Below are 17761 nucleotides of genomic sequence, written 5' to 3' on the forward strand. Positions count from 1 at the left end.
CCACCCAACCCGGTAAAAGATCGGATTGCAAAATAAATCAACCTATCCACATCATTCATTCAAGCGCCATGAAAAATCGCTTAAAAGGAATCCGCTTCGCCCTGATTTCCAAGCATGACGGGGCGTGACACCGCGTGCAGGCGCGGCGGTCCGCCGCCCCGCACGCGCCCCGGCCCCGCCCCGTCAGGCGGGCACATGCGCCATGCCGTTGCACACGAGGCAGGAATGGAACAGTCACCTCGCCATACGCCCGTCGGGCCCATTCCCGTCAGCCGGACCGGCCGACGCGCGCCGCCGCGCCGCCAGCGCGGCTCGCTCGCCACGCTCGCGGTGCTCGCGCTGGCCGTCGCCATGGTCGCGCTCGGCGCGATCGACATCGGCAACCTGTTCTACCAGCGCCGCCAGCTCCAAAGCATCGCCGACATGACCGCGCTCGCCGCCGCCGAACGGATGGACGACGGCTGCGTGCAACCGCCCGTCACCGCGCAATCGGTCGCGCTCGCGAACGGCTTCGACAGCACCGTGGCCGGCCAGACCCTCAGCACGGCCTGCGGGCGCTGGGACCTGAAGGACAACAGCGGCCCGAGCTTCTACACGGCCGCCGCCTCCCCCGCAGCGGGCTCCGACGCGCAGCTCAACGCGGTGCAGGTCACGGTCACGCGCAGCGTGCCCTATTATTTCCTCGGCCCGGCGCGCACCGTCTCCGCGGTCAGCGTCGCGCAGGCGACCGACATCGGGACCTACTCGATCGGCACCACGCTCGCGCAGCTGCAGGGCGGCGCGGTCAACACGCTGCTCAACACGATGCTGGGCACCAACCTCAACCTGTCGCTCGTCTCCTATGAAGGCCTCGCCAGCGCACACATCAAGGTCAGCGACCTGATGAACGTGGCGGGCGCCAGCACGGTCAACCAGCTGCTGGCCATGCAGGTCAGCGTGCCGACCCTCGCCAGCTGGCTGTCGAGCGCGCTGGCGGCCACCACGGTCGTCAATACGAACCTGCAGACCGACCTCAGCACGATGAGCTCGATCGCGAGCGCAACCTACACCAACAGCCAGAACATCGCGCTCGGCAATTCGACGAGCACGCCGGGGCTGCTCGCGGTCAACCTGTCCGATCCGCAGACCGCGCTCAACGCGATGATCAGTCCGTTCGATATCCTGATGACCGCGGCGGAAATCGCGGCGGGCCAGTCGGCGCTCACGCTCACCGGCGGCCTGAGCATCGGCGGCCAGGGCGCGACCGTGCAGATGCAGATCATCCAGCCGCCCGTGATCGCGATCGGCGAAGGCGGCATCGATCCCGTATCGCACACCTGGCGCACCGTCGCGCGGACCGCACAGGTTCGCCTTTACCTGAACGTCAGTCTCGGCACCACCAACCTGCCGCTGGGCCTGCTCGGCGCGCTGGTGCCGGTGCAGGTGAGCCTGCCGCTGTCGCTGCAGGTCGCATCGGGCACCGGCTGGCTGCAATCGGCCGCGTGCACCGCGTCGACCGCGACCTGCGCGTCGGTCATCGGCGTGCAGACCGGGATCGCGAATCTGTGCGTCGGCAACGCGCCCGCCAACATGTCGGCGTCGCAGCCGTTCAGCTGCTCGACGCCCGCCACCCTCGTCAACGTGCTCAATCTCGTCAAGATCACCGCGCTCGCCGCGCTGCCCGCCAGCGTCCCGGCCGCGACCGCGCCCACGCTGACCTTCTACGGCACCACGGGCGGCTATCAGAGCACCAACGCGAACGGCGTCGGCAGCGTGCTGGGGAACGCGCTGTCCGGCCTCGGCGCCTCGCTGCAACAAACCCAGGTCACGCTGCTGGGCGGCCTGTCGCTGCCGCTCACGCCGGTCGAATCCGCGCTCGGCAGCTTCCTCAACACCGCACTGACACCCGTGCTCGGCGGACTCGACGCCGCGGTCGTGCCGCTCCTGCAAACGCTCGGCGTGCAGGTCGGCGAAAGCACGATCCACGACATCGCGCTCAGCTGCGGCGTGTCGACGCTCGTCTATCAGTAAAGGGGAAACGCGGGCGAACGCCCGCGTGGAAGGGGTCGCGGGCGCGCCGCGCCCGCGAAGGACATCGTCAGTGCAGCTTGACGCGCGGCAGCGTCGAGCGCCGCAGCCAGTGCGCGACGGTGTCGAGCACCATGCGCGGGTAGCCGTGCAGCGCAGCGATGTGCAGCCGGTACAGCGACATGTACATGAACCGCGCGAACAGCCCCTCGATCAGCATGTTGCCACCGATCAGGCCGCCCATCAGGTTGCCGACCGCGCTGAAATGGCCGAGCGACACCAGCGAGCCGAAATCCCGGTAGGTGAACTGCGGCAGCGACTGGTTCGACAGGCGCGCGGCCAGCGCCTTCAGCAGGAAGCTCGCCTGCTGGTGCGCAGCCTGCGCGCGCGGCGGCACGTTGCGCTCGTTGCCGGGCCATTCGCAGGCCGCGCAGTCGCCGAGCGCGAAGACGTTCTCGTCGGTCACGGTCTGCAACGTGCGGCTCACCACCAACTGGCCGAGCTTGTTGATCTCGAGCCCGTCCAGCTGGGCGAGCACGGACGGCGCCTTGATGCCGGCCGCCCAGACCGTCAGGTCGGCCCGCACGCTCTTGCCGCTCGCGGTGCGCACCACGCCCGGAGCGACCCCGATGACGCGCTCGCCGAGCATCAGCTTGACGCCGAGCTTTTCGAGCAGCTCGGCGGTCGCGGTCGACACGCGCTCCTGGAGCGCGGGCAGGATGCGCGGCCCCGATTCGACCAGCACGATGCCGACATCGTGGCGCGGATCGAGCTTGTGCAGGCCATACGCGGACAGCACCTGCGCGGTGTTGCGCAACTCGGCGGACAGCTCGACGCCCGTCGCGCCGCCGCCGACGATCGCCACCTGGATGCGCGGCTCCGACGGATCCGCCTGCGGATCGACCGGCTGGTGCTCGGCGCGCATGCACGCGGCAATCAGGCGCTTGCGGAAGCGCTCGGCTTCGCCGACGGTATCGAGCGCGATCGCGTTTTCCGCTGCGCCCTGCACGCCGAAGAAATGCGTCGTACTGCCGATCGCGATCACGAGCGTGTCGTATTCAAGCTCGCGCCGCGGCAGCAGTTCCTCGCCGTCGCTGTCGTTGACGGATGCGAGCGTGATGCGTTTCGCGCTGCGATCGAGCGCGGTCAGTTCGCCCTGCTGGAATTCGAAGCCGTGCCAGCGCGCCTGCGCCGCGTACTCCAGCTCCTGCGTGAATGGATCCATGCTGCCCGCCGCCACTTCGTGCAGCAGGGGTTTCCAGATATGGGTCGGATAGCGGTCGACCAGCGTGACCAGTGCGCTTGCGGGCCGATTGCCGCGTGCGCCATAGCGGTCGCCCAGTCGGGTGGCCAGTTCCAGGCCGCCCGCGCCGCCGCCGATGATAATGAAACGATGCATCCGATCCCCCTTGTGCGATTCAACACTGCCTGGGCGCAGGGGCGCGGACAGCCACCCCGTCAGGCCGGCGCCCGGAACCATCCGGACACCGTATTGGCCGCCGCCCGCCAGGCCGGCGCGCCCACCCGGACATTGTCCCGGAGCAGACGCCTTGACGACAAGCAAGCAATATACATAAATGCCATGTTCGCGACGATATGCCACGCGCCGCGGGGCGCGACGCGCGGCCGGCGGATCAGTGCGCCTCTTCCCAGTTGTCGCCCGCGCCGACTTCGGCGACGAGCGGCACCTTGAGCTTGGCCACCCCGCACATCATTTCGGGCAGCTTCTCGCGCACCCGCGGCAATTCGGCCTCCGGCACCTCGAGCACCAGTTCATCGTGCACCTGCATGATCATCCGCGAGGCCAGGCCGTCGGCCTCGAGCCAGCGATCGACCGCGATCATCGACAGCTTGATCAGATCGGCGGCCGTGCCCTGCATCGGCGCATTGATCGCCGCGCGCTCCGCCGCCTGGCGGCGCGGGCCGTTGCCGCCGTTGATCTCCGGCAGCCACAGGCGGCGGCCGAACACGGTCTCGACGTAACCCTTCTCCTTCGCGCTCGCGCGGGTGTCCTCCATGTAATGGGCGACGCCCGGGTAACGGGTGAAGTAGCGGTCGATGTAGAGCTTCGCCGCGTCGCGCGTGATGCCGAGGTTCGACGCGAGGCCGAACGCGCTCATGCCGTAGATCAGGCCGAAGTTGATCACCTTCGCGATGCGCCGCTGGTCCGAGCTGACTTCGAGCGGCGTCACGCCGAACACCTCGGCGGCCGTCGCGCGGTGAATGTCCTCGCCGTGCGCGAAGGCGCGCAGCAACGATTCGTCGCCCGAAATGTGCGCCATGATGCGCAGCTCGATCTGCGAATAATCGGCCGACACGATCTTGCAACCCGGCGACGCGATGAACGCCTCGCGGATGCGCCGCCCTTCGGCCGTGCGCACCGGAATGTTCTGCAGATTGGGATCGTTCGACGCCAGCCGCCCGGTCACCGCCACCGCCTGCGCGTAGTTGGTGTGCACGCGGCCCGTATCGGGATTGACCATGCGCGGCAGCTTGTCGGTGTAGGTCGACTTCAGCTTCGACAGCCCGCGATGCTCGAGCAGCAGCTTCGGCAGCGGGTAGTCCTCCGCCAGCTTCTGCAGCACCTCTTCATCGGTCGACGGCGCGCCGCTCGGCGTTTTCTTCACGACCGGCAGCTGCAGCGTCTCGAAGAAGATCTGGCCGATCTGCTTCGGCGAGCCGAGGTTGAATTCGCCGCCCGCCAGCTCGTACGCGCCCTGCTCCAGCTCGACGAGGCGCGTCGCGATCTCCTGGCTCTGCGCCTGCAGGCGGGCGCTGTCGATCAGCACGCCGGTGCGCTCCATCTTGCGCAGCACGAGCGACACCGGCATCTCGATGTCGCGATACACGTGCTCGAGGCCCGGCTCGCGCCGCACCTGCGGATACAGCACCTGATGCAGCTGCAACGTGATGTCCGCGTCCTCCGCCGCGTATTCGGCGGCCTGTTCGAGCGACACCTCGTCGAAGCCGATCTGCTGCGCGCCCTTGCCCGCAACCTCCTCGTACTTGATCGTCTTCACGCCCAGGTGACGCAGCGCGAGGCTGTCCATGTCGTGCGTGCGGTGCGATTCCAGCACGTACGATTCGAGCAGCGTGTCGTGCTCGATGCCGTTCAGCGCGATGCCGTAGTTCGCGAGCACCTGCGCGTCGTACTTCATGTGCTGGCCGAGCTTCTTGCGCGCCGGGTTCTCGAGCCAGGGCTTGAGCTTCGCGAGCACGTCGTCGCGCGGCAGCTGTTCCGGCAGATCCGGCCCGCGATGCGCGAGCGGAATATAGGCCGCATGCCCCGGCTCGACCGACAGCGACACGCCGACCACCTGCGCGAGCATCGGATCGAGCGAGGTCGTCTCGGTATCGAACGCGGTCAGCTCGGCTGCCTCGATCTTCGCGAGCCAGGCGTCGAACTGCGCCCAGGTCTGCACGGTCTCGTAGTTCCGCTCCGCCGCGAAGGCCAGCTCGCCCGACCCGGGCGTCGCCGCGACGGCGCCCGTGCCGGCGCCCGCGTCCGCATCGGCCGCGGCGGCCGCCGACGCGCTGTCGATCTCGCGCAGCCAGGTCTTGAAACCGTAGGTCGAGAAGATCTCGCGCAGCGGCTCGCGCTGCTCGCCGCCCGTCGCGAGCGACGCCTCGATCGACTCCACCTGCGCGTCGAGGTCGCAGGCCGTCTCGACCGTCACCAGCGTGCGCGCGAGCGGCAGGAAATCGAGCGCGCGCCGCAGGTTGTCGCCGACCACGCCCTTGATCTCGGCCGCATGCTCGACCACGCCGTCGAGCGTCGCGTATTGCGTCAGCCATTTCACCGCGGTCTTGGGCCCGCACTTGTCGACGCCCGGCACGTTGTCGACCGTGTCGCCGATCAGCGTCAGGTAATCGACGATCCGCTCCGGCGGCACGCCGAACTTCGCGATCACGCCGTCACGATCGAGCACCTCGTTCGTCATGGTGTTGATCAGCGTGACGCGATCGGTGACGAGCTGGGCGAGATCCTTGTCGCCCGTCGACACGATCACCTTCATGCCGCGCTGCTCGGCCGCCTTGGCAAGCGTGCCGATCACGTCGTCGGCCTCGACGCCTTCGACCATCAGCAGCGGCCAGCCCAGCGCGCGCACCGCGGTGTGGATCGGCTCGATCTGTTGCGCGAGATCGGTGGGCATCGACGGCCGGTTGGCCTTGTACTCCGCGTAGAGATCGTCGCGGAAGGTTTTGCCCTTTGCATCGAACACGCACGCGCTATACTCTGCCGTGACTTCCTTGCGCATCCGGCGCAACATGTTGATGATGCCGTAGAGCGCGCCGGTCGGCTCTCCGCCGGGGCCCCGCAAATCCGGCATCGCATGGTAGGCCCGGTACAGGTAGCTCGAACCATCCACCAATAGCAGGGTCTTACCTTCCAGGTTCAGTTCTTCAGGCATTTATGGACAAGAGAAAAGTGATTCCGAGTCTGCGTTCGCTCGCAGATCAAGAACGCGCGACGGCGAAGAAGGCCCGCGCTTCGTGGCAGATGTTCACGATTATGGCAGAGTTTATCGAGGCGACCGAGTACCTGTCGGAGATCCGCCCGGCTGTCAGCATCTACGGTTCCGCGCGCCTGAAGCCCGATACGCCGCACTACAAGCTCGCCGTGCAGATCGCCCGCAAGCTGTCCGACGCCGGCTTCGCCGTGATCTCCGGCGGCGGCCCCGGCATCATGGAAGCCGCCAACAAGGGCGCGCACGCCGGCAAGGCGCCGTCGGTGGGCCTCAACATCGAGCTGCCGCACGAGCAGGCCGGCAACCACTTCCAGGACATCTCGCTGCGCTTCCGCCATTTCTTCACGCGCAAGGTCACGTTCGTCAAGAACTCGGACGCGGTGATCGTGATGCCGGGCGGCTTCGGCACGCTCGATGAGCTGTCCGAAGTCCTCACGCTGATCCAGACCAAGAAGTCGCGCCTCGTGCCGATCATCCTCGTTGGCAGCGACTTCTGGCAGGGGCTGCTGCAATGGTTCCGCGACCAGTTGATCCCGATGGGCCTCATCAACGCGGACGACATGAACCTGATGCAGGTGATCGACGATCCGGATCAAGTGCTCGAAGCCGTGATGGCGTTCTACGAAGACCGCGGCGATGAAGGCGACGATTCGCAGCCGCCGCGTCCCGAGGAAGACCGGATGTTCTATCTGTGAAATCGTGACGACGTGATCGCGCATCGCGCGATGGAACGGGCGGACGCCTCGCGGCGCCGCCCGTTTTTCCTTGGCGCGCGGACGCCGCGCGGGCGCATCTACTCCGCCCGTCGCGCGCGCGGTTCCGCCGCGTCGGGCGCGCCTGCGTCGCCGCGCAGATCGACGAGCAGACGCTGCAGCAGCGCGATCTGCCCGACCGCGTCCACCTCCAGCCGCGACAGCCGCTCGCGCGGCGGCAGCGCGTGACGCGCCGATACGCCATCCGGTTGCAGCAGCAGCTCCATCTCGCGGCTCATCACCGCGAGCCAGACAAGCAAGGCCGCGTCGCGCGGCTGTCCGTATTCGCTCAGGCGCAGATGCGCGGCCGTGCCCGCCATCCGGCGCAGCAGGCCGAGGATCGTCGAGGCGGTGGTGTCGAAGCGCGTATCGTCGAGCCGCTCCAGCCGCAACCGGTTGAACGCCTCTTCCGCGTTGTTGCTGGCGAGACCGGCCGCGCGCCGCACCTGCTCCGCATCCGCGTCGACCGCGCCCGATCGCGCCAGCGCATCGGCCAGATAACGCAGATTCGCACGCACCGCGTCGTCGAGCCGCGCGCGCAGATCGATCCGCTCGCGCGTCGGCCACAACAGGAAAGTCGCGAGCAGCGCGAGCGCGCAGCCGAGCACGTTGTTGCCGAGCCGGGTCAGCGCGTAGGTGAATTCGCGCGCGCCGGGCACGGCAAAATCGGCGACCAGCACGAAGGTCGGCGTCAGGAACAGCACGAACAAGCTGTAGCTGACCGGCCGCAGCGCCATCGTCGCGCACACGAGCGGAAACACGACGAGCGAGATGCCGAGCGGCGAATGGATCGCCAGCCCGATCAGCGCGGCCAGCAGCCCGCCGACGATGCTGCCCGCCGCGCGCTCGACGCTGCGCGGCCACGTCAGCGCGATCGACGGTTGCAGGATCAACAGGATCGCCATCGTCGCCCAGTAGCCGAACGGCACGCCGAGCAGCCGCACGATCAGGAACGCCGTCGTGGTCGCGACGCCGACCCGCAGCGCATGCCGCAACCCCACCGACTGCCACGACAGGTTCGCGCGCAGCGTCGCCCCGGCGCGCGCGAGCGCATCGCGCAGGCCGGCGCGCCAGCTCGCGGCGGCCGGCTCCGGTGACGGGACCGGTGCAGGCGGCGCAGGATCCGCCGCGGTCGCCCCGGACAACGCGCCGCCCAGCGCCGCATCGAGTTGCCGGGCAAGGCCGCGCAGGCGGCGCTGCGCTTCGACCGGACGCGCCCAGGGCGCATCGTCGAGCGCGCCGCCGATGCGGCGCAGCCGCTCCGCAAAGCCGTCGAGCGCGCGCGCGGCGCGCCGCGTGGCGCGCGGATCGGCGAGCCCATGCTGGCAGGCGCCCGTCACCGCGATCAGATATGCGAACCAGCGCTCGCCGTCGGCCAGCGCGATCAGCAGATTCGTGTAGGTGTCGCGCTGATCGGCGCGCGCCGCCGGCACGCCGGCCAGCACCTTGCGCGCACGTTCGAGCGCCGTGCGCGCATCGGCGCGGAATTTCGCGGCATGCAGTTCCCAGTGTCGCGCGCCCGAAGCGGGCGCGCGAACGAGCCGCGCGCTGTCCGCGGCGATGTCGGCAAGCCGCGCATAGGCGGCGCGCAGGGCGGCGCGGCTGGGCGCAAACGGATGGATGCGCCAGACCGTGAGGCTCAGCGCGATCGCGAACAGGCAGCCGCCCAGATAGATCGCGACGAAGCTCAGGCTTGCGCGCCAGTCGTGCATGGGCCGATCGACCATCACGACGCAGGCGGTGGCGGCCAGGATCGCGACCTGGGCGGCGGCCGCGCCCCAGATGCGGCCGAACGCGCCCGCCGTCGTGAACAGCAGCACGGCGCACGCCGCCGCCACGGTGCCCGCGCCCGATGCGAACGCGGTCAGGGTGCCGCATAGCGTGGACAGCAGTGCGAAGCTCGTCATCGATGCGAAGCGCGAGCGGTTCGAGCCGGCGGCGTCGGCCAGGCAGGTCCAGAACGCGCCGATCGCGGCCCATGCGAATTCGGGCTCGTGCAGCAGGTTGCCGAGGACCAGCATCGCCGTGGATGCGCAGGCGGCCCGCAGGCCTTCGGACAGGCTGGCGTCGCCGAGCGCGAACGACACCATCCACACCGGCCGCCGGCGCGACCAGGCGGCGGCGGACAGATAGAACCCTCTCAGCGAGCGGGTGGCGGTCTGCCGGATCCTGCGGTGGAGGTGGTGAAACATGACGCGTTCGATGATAGGACTGGAAAGGCGGCAGGCTCCATCGGCAGCGGGTCGGCCGGGGAGGCGCGGCGGGGACCGGATGGCCGGGCTGGCGTCATGTTAAGGGAAAACCCTTACGGAAAATAAATAAGTTCGCGATCGGCAGGCAGAAGAGGAGCCTGGGTGGCGCTCAGCCCTTGCGCGCCTGATGGGTTAACCAACCCGCCCGGCTTAAAGCCCGCTATTCCACCCTCCCCGCCCGTCGGGCGGCGCCGCCCGAACCTGACGTGTCCACCTTACCTTGGTCTGCGCCGAATGCACGCGCGTCGGATCAGAAGTCGAGTTGATTCGCGCCAATGCCCAGCGCGGCCACGATCTTCACCCGCGACGACGCCCGCAATTTGTCGCTGTTTTCCTGCTGCGCCTAGGCGGACTGGCTGACGCCGAGCCACCTCGGCCTGGGTCAAGCCGAGGTGTTCACATCTCGCACGCCCGGGCGTCGCCCCATCCGCCGTGCGACCCCGAACCTCATTCACGATCACAACCCGCATCCCGGACACGTTTCTCTAACACTTTGTGAAAATATTGAGCAGCCACCTACTCAGATCGCCGCCAGCTTCCTGGCTCAAGTGTTAGCCAATGCTTTTGGCTCACCCGCCACCAAGCCATCACATACTCATCGACCTCGCCAGGGCCGGCTTCGCCGTTGCGGCAATCGACCATCCTGAGTTCCACTAAGCTGCCAAGACAGTCGCGCGAAAACGCTTTTGCGCCCTACTACATGCGAACGGAACGTACGCTGACGTCCCGCGGAAAAATCTTTCTTACCGGACAACCAACGCGCGCGGAATAGCGTAGCTACTGAACGTCGAGGACCTCCACCCACCAGTCGCTCTCGCCCCTTCCATTCAGTGCGGTAGCAGCGCGTCGAACGACCCGTTTGATTGCGCCTACACAGCGACTGATTAACCAATCCGGGTAGCCGAGCAAGATGGAAAGTGCAACACTATCGCCGCATCAGAAATCTGCTCTGCCGAGCCCGCACACGCCAATCCACCCGAAAGACTTGCACCGAGGAAGCCCCGATGCCCGTCGAATGCACGTTCGTCTTGAATCATCGAAGCCTGTCGACTTTGACCTGCCCCGGCTTCGGTAGCGTCGCGGCCTTCTCCGGTAACGGCAGGTACACCAACGACCCCAGCTCAACCGCTGTCGCTGATAAGCGGCCCTTGCCGACCGGAACATATTCATCGTCGACCGCCAAAGCGGCGGGCACATGGGCTGGTTCTGGGATTCCGTGAAAGATATCGGCGCCGACACGCACCGCGCGGACTGGTTCGCTCTCTACCGCAACGATGGCCGTATCGACGACGAAACGATTGTGAACGGCATCCGTCGGGCGCACTTCCGACTGCATCCGGTCGGCCGCTTCCGAGAAAGCGACGGATGTATCACGCTCACAAGCCCCGCACAGTTCGACAAGTTGCGTACGTTCCTCAGGGCCCAGCCGACTTTCCAGGTGCCGGGGACCACGCTGAAGGCCTATGGCCGGGTGACGGTCCGATGAAACCGATTGCTCGCACCCTGCTCGCCCTCGCGCTCACGATGCCTATCTACGCCGGCATCACGGCAATTCCAGCGCTGGCTCACTGGTTCAATTCCGGCTCCGGATGGGATACCGTGGGGTCGCTCTTTCGGGCACTCGGCTCGGAAGGTGGTGAGCAGAACGACGACTACCTGTTCGGTTCCCTGCTGCTCGTGAGTTTCGTCATCGCACTCGTCACCTCATCCGTCCTGGTGAGCGGGTTCTCCCGGATCCGGGATCGATCCAGGAAACCGGGCGCGGCGAAATCGCCCCGCAACAGGTAATACCGTTCTGTCAACGTGGCCGGGCTCGAAGATGAAATGCACGAAGTACGACGCCTCACCGTCGTTTTTGGGTGCCTTGAAACATGGTCCACACTCTATCGTTCGCGGCAACCGTCGTGTTGCCCATCGTGCGGTCGGTCCATTTACAGCGTATGTGATCCATTGACGACGCCCTTGCGTAAGAGTCGCTGTACTCGGATGCTGCGTGTCCAAGTGGAGCAAGTACAATCGAACGAGGGGCTTGGTATAGATCGCTTGAAATGGCCCGCTGGGCGTCGTCGTAGCGGCTCGACATCCGCGTCACCGAACATGGACTGAGCATAGTGAATGGCATGGAAGCGCAGATCCGTGCGTACGAGACCTCGGATATTAAAAAATTATCAGAAATTTGGTTTGGCGCCTCCAGTCGAGTGCATGCCTTTCTTGGCGAGCAGCGACTTCGTGAGCAGAGGACGCTAATCGAAGACACCTACTTGCCAAGATCGGAAACTTGGGTGGCTTGTCAGAATGGCAAGCCCGTTGGATTCATAGCGCTAATCGATACGTTTATTGGGGGGCTATTCGTAGACCCAGCTATGCAGGGGAGTGGTATTGGCCGGGCACTGGTTGCGCATGCACTCAATCTCAAAGGTGAGCTGCAATTGGAGGTCTACGCCCTTAACCTTGATGCGCATGCCTTTTATCAACGGATGGGGTTCGAGGAAGTTACTCGGCAGGCAGAGGAAGAGGATGGCCTTCCCTTTGAGGTCGTTCAGATGCGTTTTAAGGCGACTGACCACTCTGCAAATGAGCCGACTAGATGAAACGTTGAAACGGGAGTCATACGATGATTGGCGCCAATCGCATGTGACCCCACGCGGCTGACCACGCGAATTTCTTTTCCTGCGCTGAATAACCAAAAAAACGCTGCATCGCGGCGCACTACACGAAATCTCGCGAAATAGAACGCGTCCAGCCCGTTCCAGAGACACGCAAGTTAGACACCAACGCTCATAGTGAGCGCGAGGGCTCCCCGAACCATCCGGGGAGCCTTATACGACAAAAGGTCGTTACTGGAACGCCACTTCCGCGAAGCTCCGCAGCTTGCGGCTATGCAACCGCTCCAGCCCATTGGTGCGCAGGATCTCCATCGCCCGCACCCCGATCTGCAGATGCTGGTCGACCTGCGCGCGATAGAACTGATCGGCCATCCCCGGCAGCTTCAGCTCCCCGTGCAGCGGCTTGTCCGACACGCACAGCAGCGTACCGTACGGCACGCGGAACCGGAACCCGTTCGCGGCGATCGTCGCGCTTTCCATGTCGAGCGCGATCGCGCGGCTCTGCGACAGGCGCTGCACCGGCTCGCGATGATCGCGCAGCTCCCAGTTGCGGTTGTCGACGCTCGCGACCGTGCCCGTGCGCATCACCCGCTTCAGCTCCACGCCCTCCAGCTGCGTGACCTGCGCAACCGCGCGCTCGAGCGCCACCTGCACTTCCGCGAGCGCCGGGACCGGCACCCACAGCGGCAAGTCGTCGTCGAGCACGTGGTCCTCGCGCACGTAACCATGCGCCAGCACGTAGTCGCCGAGCCGCTGGGTGTTGCGCAGGCCCGCGCAGTGGCCGAGCATCACCCACGCATGCGGGCGCAGCACCGCGATGTGGTCGGTGATCGTCTTCGCATTCGACGGCCCCACGCCGATGTTGACCATCGTGATGCCGCTGCCGTCCGCGCGCTTCAGGTGATACGCGGGCATCTGCGGCAGCCGCGGCGGCGGCGTGCCTTCGGTCGCCTCGTCGCCGAGGTTCGCGTTGTGCGTGATCACGTCGCCCGGTTCGACGAACGACGTGTATTCGCTGCGGTACGCGCGCACCTCCGGATCGTCGCTCGCCGACATCAGCGTGCGGCCGAGCTTCACGAACTCGTCGATGTAGAACTGGTAGTTCGTGTACAGCACATAGTTCTGGAAATGCGTGGGCAAGGTCGCCGTGTAGTGGCGCAGCCGGTGCAGCGAGAAATCGACGCGCGCGCCCGTGAACAGCGCAAGCGGATACGGCTCGCCCGGCGCCGGCTCGTACGTGCCGTTGACGATCCGGTCGTCGAGGTAGGCGAGATCCGGCGTGTCGAACACGTCGCGCATCGCGAGCAGCCGGTCGCGGTCGAGATCGCCCTCGAGGTGGATCCCCTCGGGGAACGCGAAATGAATCGGAATCGGCTGCTGCGACACGCCGACCTCGATCTGCCCATGATGATTCTTCGCCAGCAGCCGCAACTGCTCGCGGTAATAGCTGGAGAACAGGTCGGGACGCGTGACGGTCGTCTCGAACACGCCCGGGCCGGCGACGAAGCCGTACGAGCGGCGCGAATCGACGTTCGTGTTGACATCGGTGCGGACCCGCAGGAACGGATAGCACGCGCGCACGTGCTCGTTGAACACTTCGTTGCGGCGATAGCGCGCGAACGCGTCGCGCAGGAAGGCGGTGTTCGCCTCGTAGATCGCCGCCAGGCGGGCGACGGCGGCGTTCGGATCGTCGAAGGACTCGACGGGCGGGCTCTCGGGGGGCAGCGTCCGGGAGCGGCGGTTCAGGTCGTTCTTCATGATTCGCTCGGATCCTCTTCAGATCCAACCGACATTACCACGGAAATCCGGCCGCGCAACCGATGCCCCCGGCGCCCGCAAGGCCGCACGCGAAGCCCCACGAGCCCCGGCGGACGGCCGGGATTTGTTAGAATTGCACGGTTCCCTAGGAGAATCACGATGAAGCCGCTCCTTTTCGCCGCCGCACTCGCGGCTCTCGCCCTCGGCGGCGTCGCGCACGCGGCCAACACCGCGCAGCCGAGCGCCGACGCTCAGGCCCAGGCCGCAGCCAACGAGGCCGCCGGCCTGCCCGACCTCACGAAGATCAACCGCCCCGGCGCGGAGGTCACGTCGAAGGTCGACTTCAACGACATCCAGCGTACGCCGAGCTTCCACGAGAAGAGCAAGAGCGGCACCGAGATCACCGAGTATCGCGACCGCGGCAAGCCGGTCGAGATCAACGTGAAATCGAACTTCGGCACGCGCTACCAGATGACCGCCTCGCCGGACACCTCGCCGCGCCCGCATGACGCCGGCGTGCCGATCACGCGCCTGCCGTCGGTCAACCTGCGCTACTGAGCGTCGCCGCCCGCCGGCGGCCGCGGCGCGCGGTCGACCGCGCGCCTCAGCCGTCCTTTCGCTGCGCCGGCGCCTCCGCCGGCCAGCCCAACCCGAACCGACGCTTTCCTGCATGGCCGTTTTCACTGCTGTTTCCGACTCCGATCTCGCGCACTGGATGCGCCATTACGATCTCGGCGACGTCGTCGCGTTTCGCGGCATTCCGTCCGGCATCGAGAACAGCAATTTCTTCCTCACGACGTCGCGCGGCGAGTACGTGCTGACGATCTTCGAGAACCTGACGGCCGCCCAGCTGCCGTTCTACATTGACCTGATGAGTCACCTGTCCGGGCATGGCGTCCCGGTCCCGGCGCCCATCGCGCGCGACGACGGCACGCTGTTCGGCACGCTGCACGGCAAGCCGGCCGCGATCGTCACGAAACTCGAGGGCGCGGCCGACATGGCGCCGCGCGTCGAGCACTGCGTCGAGGTCGGCCAGATGCTCGCGCGCATGCACCTCGCCGGCCGCGGCTATCCGCGCCGTCAGCCGAACCTGCGCAGCCTGTCCTGGTGGCGCGACACCGTGCCCACCGTCGCGCCCTTCGTGAGCGACGCGCAGCGCGCGCTGCTCGCGGGCGAGCTGGCGCACCAGGCCGCGTTCTTCGCGTCGGCCGATTACGCCGCGCTGCCGGAAGGCCCATGCCACTGCGACCTGTTCCGCGACAACGTGCTGTTCACGCCCGCGGCGCCCGGCACCGGCCATACGGTGCGGCTCGGCGGCTTCTTCGATTTCTATTTCGCCGGCTGCGACAAGTGGCTGTTCGACGTCGCGGTGACGGTCAACGACTGGTGCGTCGACCTCGCCACGGGCGCGCTCGATCACGCACGCGCCGACGCGCTGCTGCGTGCGTACCAGACGGTGCGCCCGTTCACGGCCGAGGAGCGCCGCCACTGGAACGACATGCTGCGGGCCGGCGCCTACCGCTTCTGGGTGTCGCGCCTGTATGATTTCCACCTTCCCCGCGCCGCGGAAATGCTGAAGCCGCACGACCCGGGCCATTTCGAGCGCATCCTGCTTGAGCGCATCGCGCACGCCAGCGCGCTCCCCGAGATTCCTCAATGCAACTGATCGAAGTTCCCGCCAAGACCGGCTACGTATGGTTCCGCCAGGGTATCTGGCTGTTCCGCCGCAATCCGCTCGCGTTCATCACGCTGTTCTTCACCTACCTGCTCGCGATGATGCTGGTGTCGCTCGTGCCGGTGATCGGCGCGGCGCTGCCGCTGCTGTTCATCCCCGGCATCGCGGTCGGCTTCATGGCCGCGTGCCGCGACACGATCGCCGGCAAGCCGGTGATGCCGACCATCCTGGTCGACGGCTTCCGCTCGTACGGGCCCGTGGTCATGCAGCGGCTGTTCACGCTGGGCGGCCTCTACATCGTGTCGATGGCGGTCGTGTTCGCCGCGTCGGCGCTCGGCGACGGCGGCACCCTGCTCAAGGTCATGTTCGGCCTCGGCGGCGCCAACCCGGATCCGGAAACGCTCGCGTCGCCGGGCCTGCTGGTCGCGCTGCTCGTCGCCGCGACGCTGTACATGCCCGTCGCGATGATGTTCTGGTTCGCGCCGGTGCTGACCGCGTGGCACGACATCCCGCCCGTCAAGGCGCTGTTCTTCAGCGTCGTGAGCTGCTGGCGCAACCGCGGCGCGTTCACGCTCTACGGGCTGCTGTGGTTCGCGGTCGCGCTCGGCGTGTCGTTCGGCATCGCCGCGCTGATGCAGGCGATCGGCGCCGGCGCCTATGCGCTGACGGTGATGATGCCCGCCACCATCATCATCACCTCGATGCTCTACTGCTCGTTCTACGCGACGTATCGCGGCTGCTTCGGCGTCCAGGAGCCCGACGCGCCGACCCTGCCCACCTCCCGCTGATCCCCCGCGGCCGCGCGCCCCGTCGCGCGCGGCCGCTCGATCCTTCCCCCGATTTTCCGCCGCTCGCCATTCGTCACATTTCGGCGCAGAATCATTTGCACGCTAATCTTTTGCACCCGCAGCCATCATGGACGCCCTGCCCACCCTGCCGCAAACGCTCGACGAACAGCTCTGCTTCGCGCTGTACTCGACCTCGCTCGCGATGACGAAGGCGTACAAGCCGCTCCTCGACAAGCTCGCGCTCACCTATCCGCAATACCTGACGATGCTGGTGCTGTGGGAGACCGACGACATGGCGGTCAAGGACATCGCGGCACGGCTCAGCCTGGATCCCGCCACCGTCACGCCGCTGCTCAAGCGCCTCGAGGCGCTGGGCTACATCGAGCGGGTGCGCGGCACGCTCGACGAGCGGGTGGTTCACGCGCGCCTCACCGCCGAGGGCGCGGCGCTGCGCGACAAGGCCCGCTCGGTGCCCGCCGACCTGTTCTGCGCGATGCGGCAAACGCCCGAGTTCCTGGTCCGGCTGCGCGCCGACCTGACGCAGCTGCGCAGCGCGCTCGCCGACAACCTGCCGGACTGAACCCCATCCGATCCCACTATCGCCTCGATAGCGAAAATTTAATTTGCACACTAATCATTATCGAACTATATTTCATCCCGTGGCCGACGCATCCTTCTCCGCCGAGCCGCCTTTCCAATCTATTCTAGTCAGGAGTCGCACCATGAACATCCTTTACAAGACGAGCGCTACCAGCACCGGCGGCCGCGATGGCCGCGCCGTCTCCGTCGACAACAAGCTGGATGTGAAGCTCGCGGCGCCGCGCGAACTGGGCGGCACGGGCGCGGAAGGCACGAATCCCGAGCAGCTGTTCGCCGCCGGCTATTCCGCGTGCTTCCTGAGCGCCATGAAGTTCGTCGCGGGCCAGAACAAGCAGGCGCTGCCGGCCGACACGACGGTCACGGCCCAGGTCGGCATCGGCCCGAACGATCACGGCGGCTTCGCGCTCGACGTGGAACTGCGCATCGCGCTGCCGGGCTTCGACACGGCCGCCGCCCAGGCGCTGGTCGACAAGGCGCATCAGGTCTGCCCGTACTCGAACGCCACCCGCAACAACGTCGCGGTGCGCCTCGTGGTGGCCTGAGCCTCAGCGCGCCGGCCCGGCCCACGGGCTGGGCGCGCGAAAAGCAAAAAGGCCTGCCGGCTTTAGCGCCGGCAGGCCTTTTTTAACTTTATGCGTATAAATTTACTAAACGCTTAGCGTGCGGTCATCCACGACGGCTGGCTCATCGCGGTCTCGCGGTCGAGCTTGCGCATGCGGAATTCGAGGTCGTACAGATCGGTGGCGTCGGCCAGGTAGGCATCGACACGCTCCTTTGCGATCTGCTCGGACGACTTCGTCAGGAACAGAAACAGGCGGCTCAGCAGATACATGATCGGTTTCTCCAATCCAAGG

Annotated in this window: 14 protein-coding genes and 1 pseudogene; 10 read left to right on the forward strand and 5 right to left on the reverse strand. The window is 66.8% G+C overall.

Annotated elements, in window-relative coordinates; translation table 11 throughout:
- Positions 1-225: 225 nt before the first annotated feature.
- On the forward strand, positions 226-2010 hold the full coding sequence (locus AC1RQF_RS28225; protein WP_492873443.1) for a TadG family pilus assembly protein: 1785 nt from the start codon (positions 226-228) through the stop codon (positions 2008-2010).
- A 67-nt stretch (positions 2011-2077) separates the two neighbouring features.
- On the opposite strand, the gene AC1RQF_RS28230 is transcribed toward AC1RQF_RS28225, so the two are convergent.
- Positions 2078-3406, reverse strand: coding sequence for an NAD(P)/FAD-dependent oxidoreductase (locus tag AC1RQF_RS28230; RefSeq protein ID WP_492873444.1), 1329 nt, complete (start codon positions 3404-3406; stop codon positions 2078-2080).
- 235 nt (positions 3407-3641) lie between these two features.
- The gene (gene polA / locus AC1RQF_RS28235; RefSeq protein WP_492873445.1) at positions 3642-6419 is read right to left on the reverse strand and encodes a DNA polymerase I; all 2778 of its coding nucleotides are present in this window, start codon (positions 6417-6419) and stop codon (positions 3642-3644) included.
- Positions 6420-6421: 2 nt separating this feature from the next.
- Here polA and AC1RQF_RS28240 point away from each other — a divergent pair, with 2 nt between their 5' ends.
- Positions 6422-7171, forward strand: coding sequence for an LOG family protein (locus tag AC1RQF_RS28240; protein WP_492873446.1), 750 nt, complete (start codon positions 6422-6424; stop codon positions 7169-7171).
- Positions 7172-7269: 98 nt separating this feature from the next.
- Here AC1RQF_RS28240 and AC1RQF_RS28245 read toward each other — a convergent pair whose 3' ends face one another.
- Positions 7270-9420, reverse strand: coding sequence for an FUSC family protein (locus tag AC1RQF_RS28245; RefSeq protein WP_273996607.1), 2151 nt, complete (start codon positions 9418-9420; stop codon positions 7270-7272).
- A 1064-nt stretch (positions 9421-10484) separates the two neighbouring features.
- Here AC1RQF_RS28245 and AC1RQF_RS28250 point away from each other — a divergent pair.
- The 3 genes and pseudogenes from AC1RQF_RS28250 to AC1RQF_RS28260 all read left to right on the forward strand — a co-directional run bounded on the left by AC1RQF_RS28250 (position 10485) and on the right by AC1RQF_RS28260 (position 12071).
- Positions 10485-10966, forward strand: a pseudogene (locus AC1RQF_RS28250) (DUF2778 domain-containing protein).
- Positions 10963-11268 carry a hypothetical protein gene (locus AC1RQF_RS28255; protein WP_492873447.1) on the forward strand — a complete coding sequence of 102 codons (306 nt, stop codon included), beginning with the start codon at positions 10963-10965 and terminating at the stop codon, positions 11266-11268. The pseudogene AC1RQF_RS28250 and the gene AC1RQF_RS28255 overlap by 4 nt, the downstream one beginning before the upstream one ends.
- A 332-nt stretch (positions 11269-11600) precedes the next feature.
- The gene (locus AC1RQF_RS28260) at positions 11601-12071 is read left to right on the forward strand and encodes a GNAT family N-acetyltransferase (protein ID WP_492873448.1); all 471 of its coding nucleotides are present in this window, start codon (positions 11601-11603) and stop codon (positions 12069-12071) included.
- Between the two features lie 246 nt (positions 12072-12317).
- Here AC1RQF_RS28260 and AC1RQF_RS28265 read toward each other — a convergent pair whose 3' ends face one another.
- Positions 12318-13844, reverse strand: coding sequence for an AMP nucleosidase (locus AC1RQF_RS28265; protein WP_273996613.1), 1527 nt, complete (start codon positions 13842-13844; stop codon positions 12318-12320).
- 159 nt (positions 13845-14003) lie between these two features.
- On the opposite strand from AC1RQF_RS28265, the gene AC1RQF_RS28270 reads away from it, so the two are divergent.
- The 5 genes from AC1RQF_RS28270 (at position 14004) to AC1RQF_RS28290 (ending at position 17449) form a co-directional block, all read left to right on the forward strand.
- A complete protein-coding gene (locus AC1RQF_RS28270; protein WP_492873449.1) occupies positions 14004-14402 on the forward strand; it encodes a hypothetical protein in 399 nt (132 codons plus the stop codon).
- 112 nt (positions 14403-14514) lie between these two features.
- Positions 14515-15510 (forward strand): homoserine kinase, encoded by a 996-nt coding sequence (locus AC1RQF_RS28275; RefSeq protein WP_273996617.1) that lies wholly within the window; start codon positions 14515-14517, stop codon positions 15508-15510.
- Positions 15501-16307 carry a BPSS1780 family membrane protein gene (locus AC1RQF_RS28280; protein WP_273996619.1) on the forward strand — a complete coding sequence of 269 codons (807 nt, stop codon included), beginning with the start codon at positions 15501-15503 and terminating at the stop codon, positions 16305-16307. Before AC1RQF_RS28275 ends, AC1RQF_RS28280 begins: the two co-directional genes overlap by 10 nt.
- A gap of 127 nt (positions 16308-16434) precedes the next feature.
- Entirely contained in the window at positions 16435-16887 is a 453-nt protein-coding gene (locus AC1RQF_RS28285; RefSeq protein ID WP_273996620.1) for a MarR family winged helix-turn-helix transcriptional regulator, read from the forward strand.
- 142 nt (positions 16888-17029) lie between these two features.
- The gene (locus AC1RQF_RS28290; protein ID WP_273996621.1) at positions 17030-17449 is read left to right on the forward strand and encodes an organic hydroperoxide resistance protein; all 420 of its coding nucleotides are present in this window, start codon (positions 17030-17032) and stop codon (positions 17447-17449) included.
- A 113-nt stretch (positions 17450-17562) separates the two neighbouring features.
- Here AC1RQF_RS28290 and AC1RQF_RS28295 read toward each other — a convergent pair whose 3' ends face one another.
- The gene (locus AC1RQF_RS28295; protein ID WP_252985265.1) at positions 17563-17739 is read right to left on the reverse strand and encodes a DUF3563 family protein; all 177 of its coding nucleotides are present in this window, start codon (positions 17737-17739) and stop codon (positions 17563-17565) included.
- Positions 17740-17761: the final 22 nt, after the last annotated feature.

The sequence above is a fragment of the Burkholderia sp. GW821-FHT14F03 genome (assembly GCF_058803765.1).

Coding starts and splice junctions, on each gene's coding strand:
- AC1RQF_RS28230 (WP_492873444.1), bottom strand. CDS start 3,406: ATGCATCGTTTCATTATCATCGGCGGCGGCGCGGGCGGCCTGGAACTG.
- AC1RQF_RS28260 (WP_492873448.1), top strand. CDS start 11,601: ATGGAAGCGCAGATCCGTGCGTACGAGACCTCGGATATTAAAAAATTA.
- AC1RQF_RS28225 (WP_492873443.1), top strand. CDS start 226: ATGGAACAGTCACCTCGCCATACGCCCGTCGGGCCCATTCCCGTCAGC.
- AC1RQF_RS28275 (WP_273996617.1), top strand. CDS start 14,515: ATGGCCGTTTTCACTGCTGTTTCCGACTCCGATCTCGCGCACTGGATG.
- AC1RQF_RS28240 (WP_492873446.1), top strand. CDS start 6,422: ATGGACAAGAGAAAAGTGATTCCGAGTCTGCGTTCGCTCGCAGATCAA.
- AC1RQF_RS28280 (WP_273996619.1), top strand. CDS start 15,501: ATGCAACTGATCGAAGTTCCCGCCAAGACCGGCTACGTATGGTTCCGC.
- AC1RQF_RS28265 (WP_273996613.1), bottom strand. CDS start 13,844: ATGAAGAACGACCTGAACCGCCGCTCCCGGACGCTGCCCCCCGAGAGC.
- polA (WP_492873445.1), bottom strand. CDS start 6,419: ATGCCTGAAGAACTGAACCTGGAAGGTAAGACCCTGCTATTGGTGGAT.
- AC1RQF_RS28295 (WP_252985265.1), bottom strand. CDS start 17,739: ATGTATCTGCTGAGCCGCCTGTTTCTGTTCCTGACGAAGTCGTCCGAG.
- AC1RQF_RS28285 (WP_273996620.1), top strand. CDS start 16,435: ATGGACGCCCTGCCCACCCTGCCGCAAACGCTCGACGAACAGCTCTGC.
- AC1RQF_RS28245 (WP_273996607.1), bottom strand. CDS start 9,420: ATGTTTCACCACCTCCACCGCAGGATCCGGCAGACCGCCACCCGCTCG.
- AC1RQF_RS28255 (WP_492873447.1), top strand. CDS start 10,963: ATGAAACCGATTGCTCGCACCCTGCTCGCCCTCGCGCTCACGATGCCT.
- AC1RQF_RS28290 (WP_273996621.1), top strand. CDS start 17,030: ATGAACATCCTTTACAAGACGAGCGCTACCAGCACCGGCGGCCGCGAT.
- AC1RQF_RS28270 (WP_492873449.1), top strand. CDS start 14,004: ATGAAGCCGCTCCTTTTCGCCGCCGCACTCGCGGCTCTCGCCCTCGGC.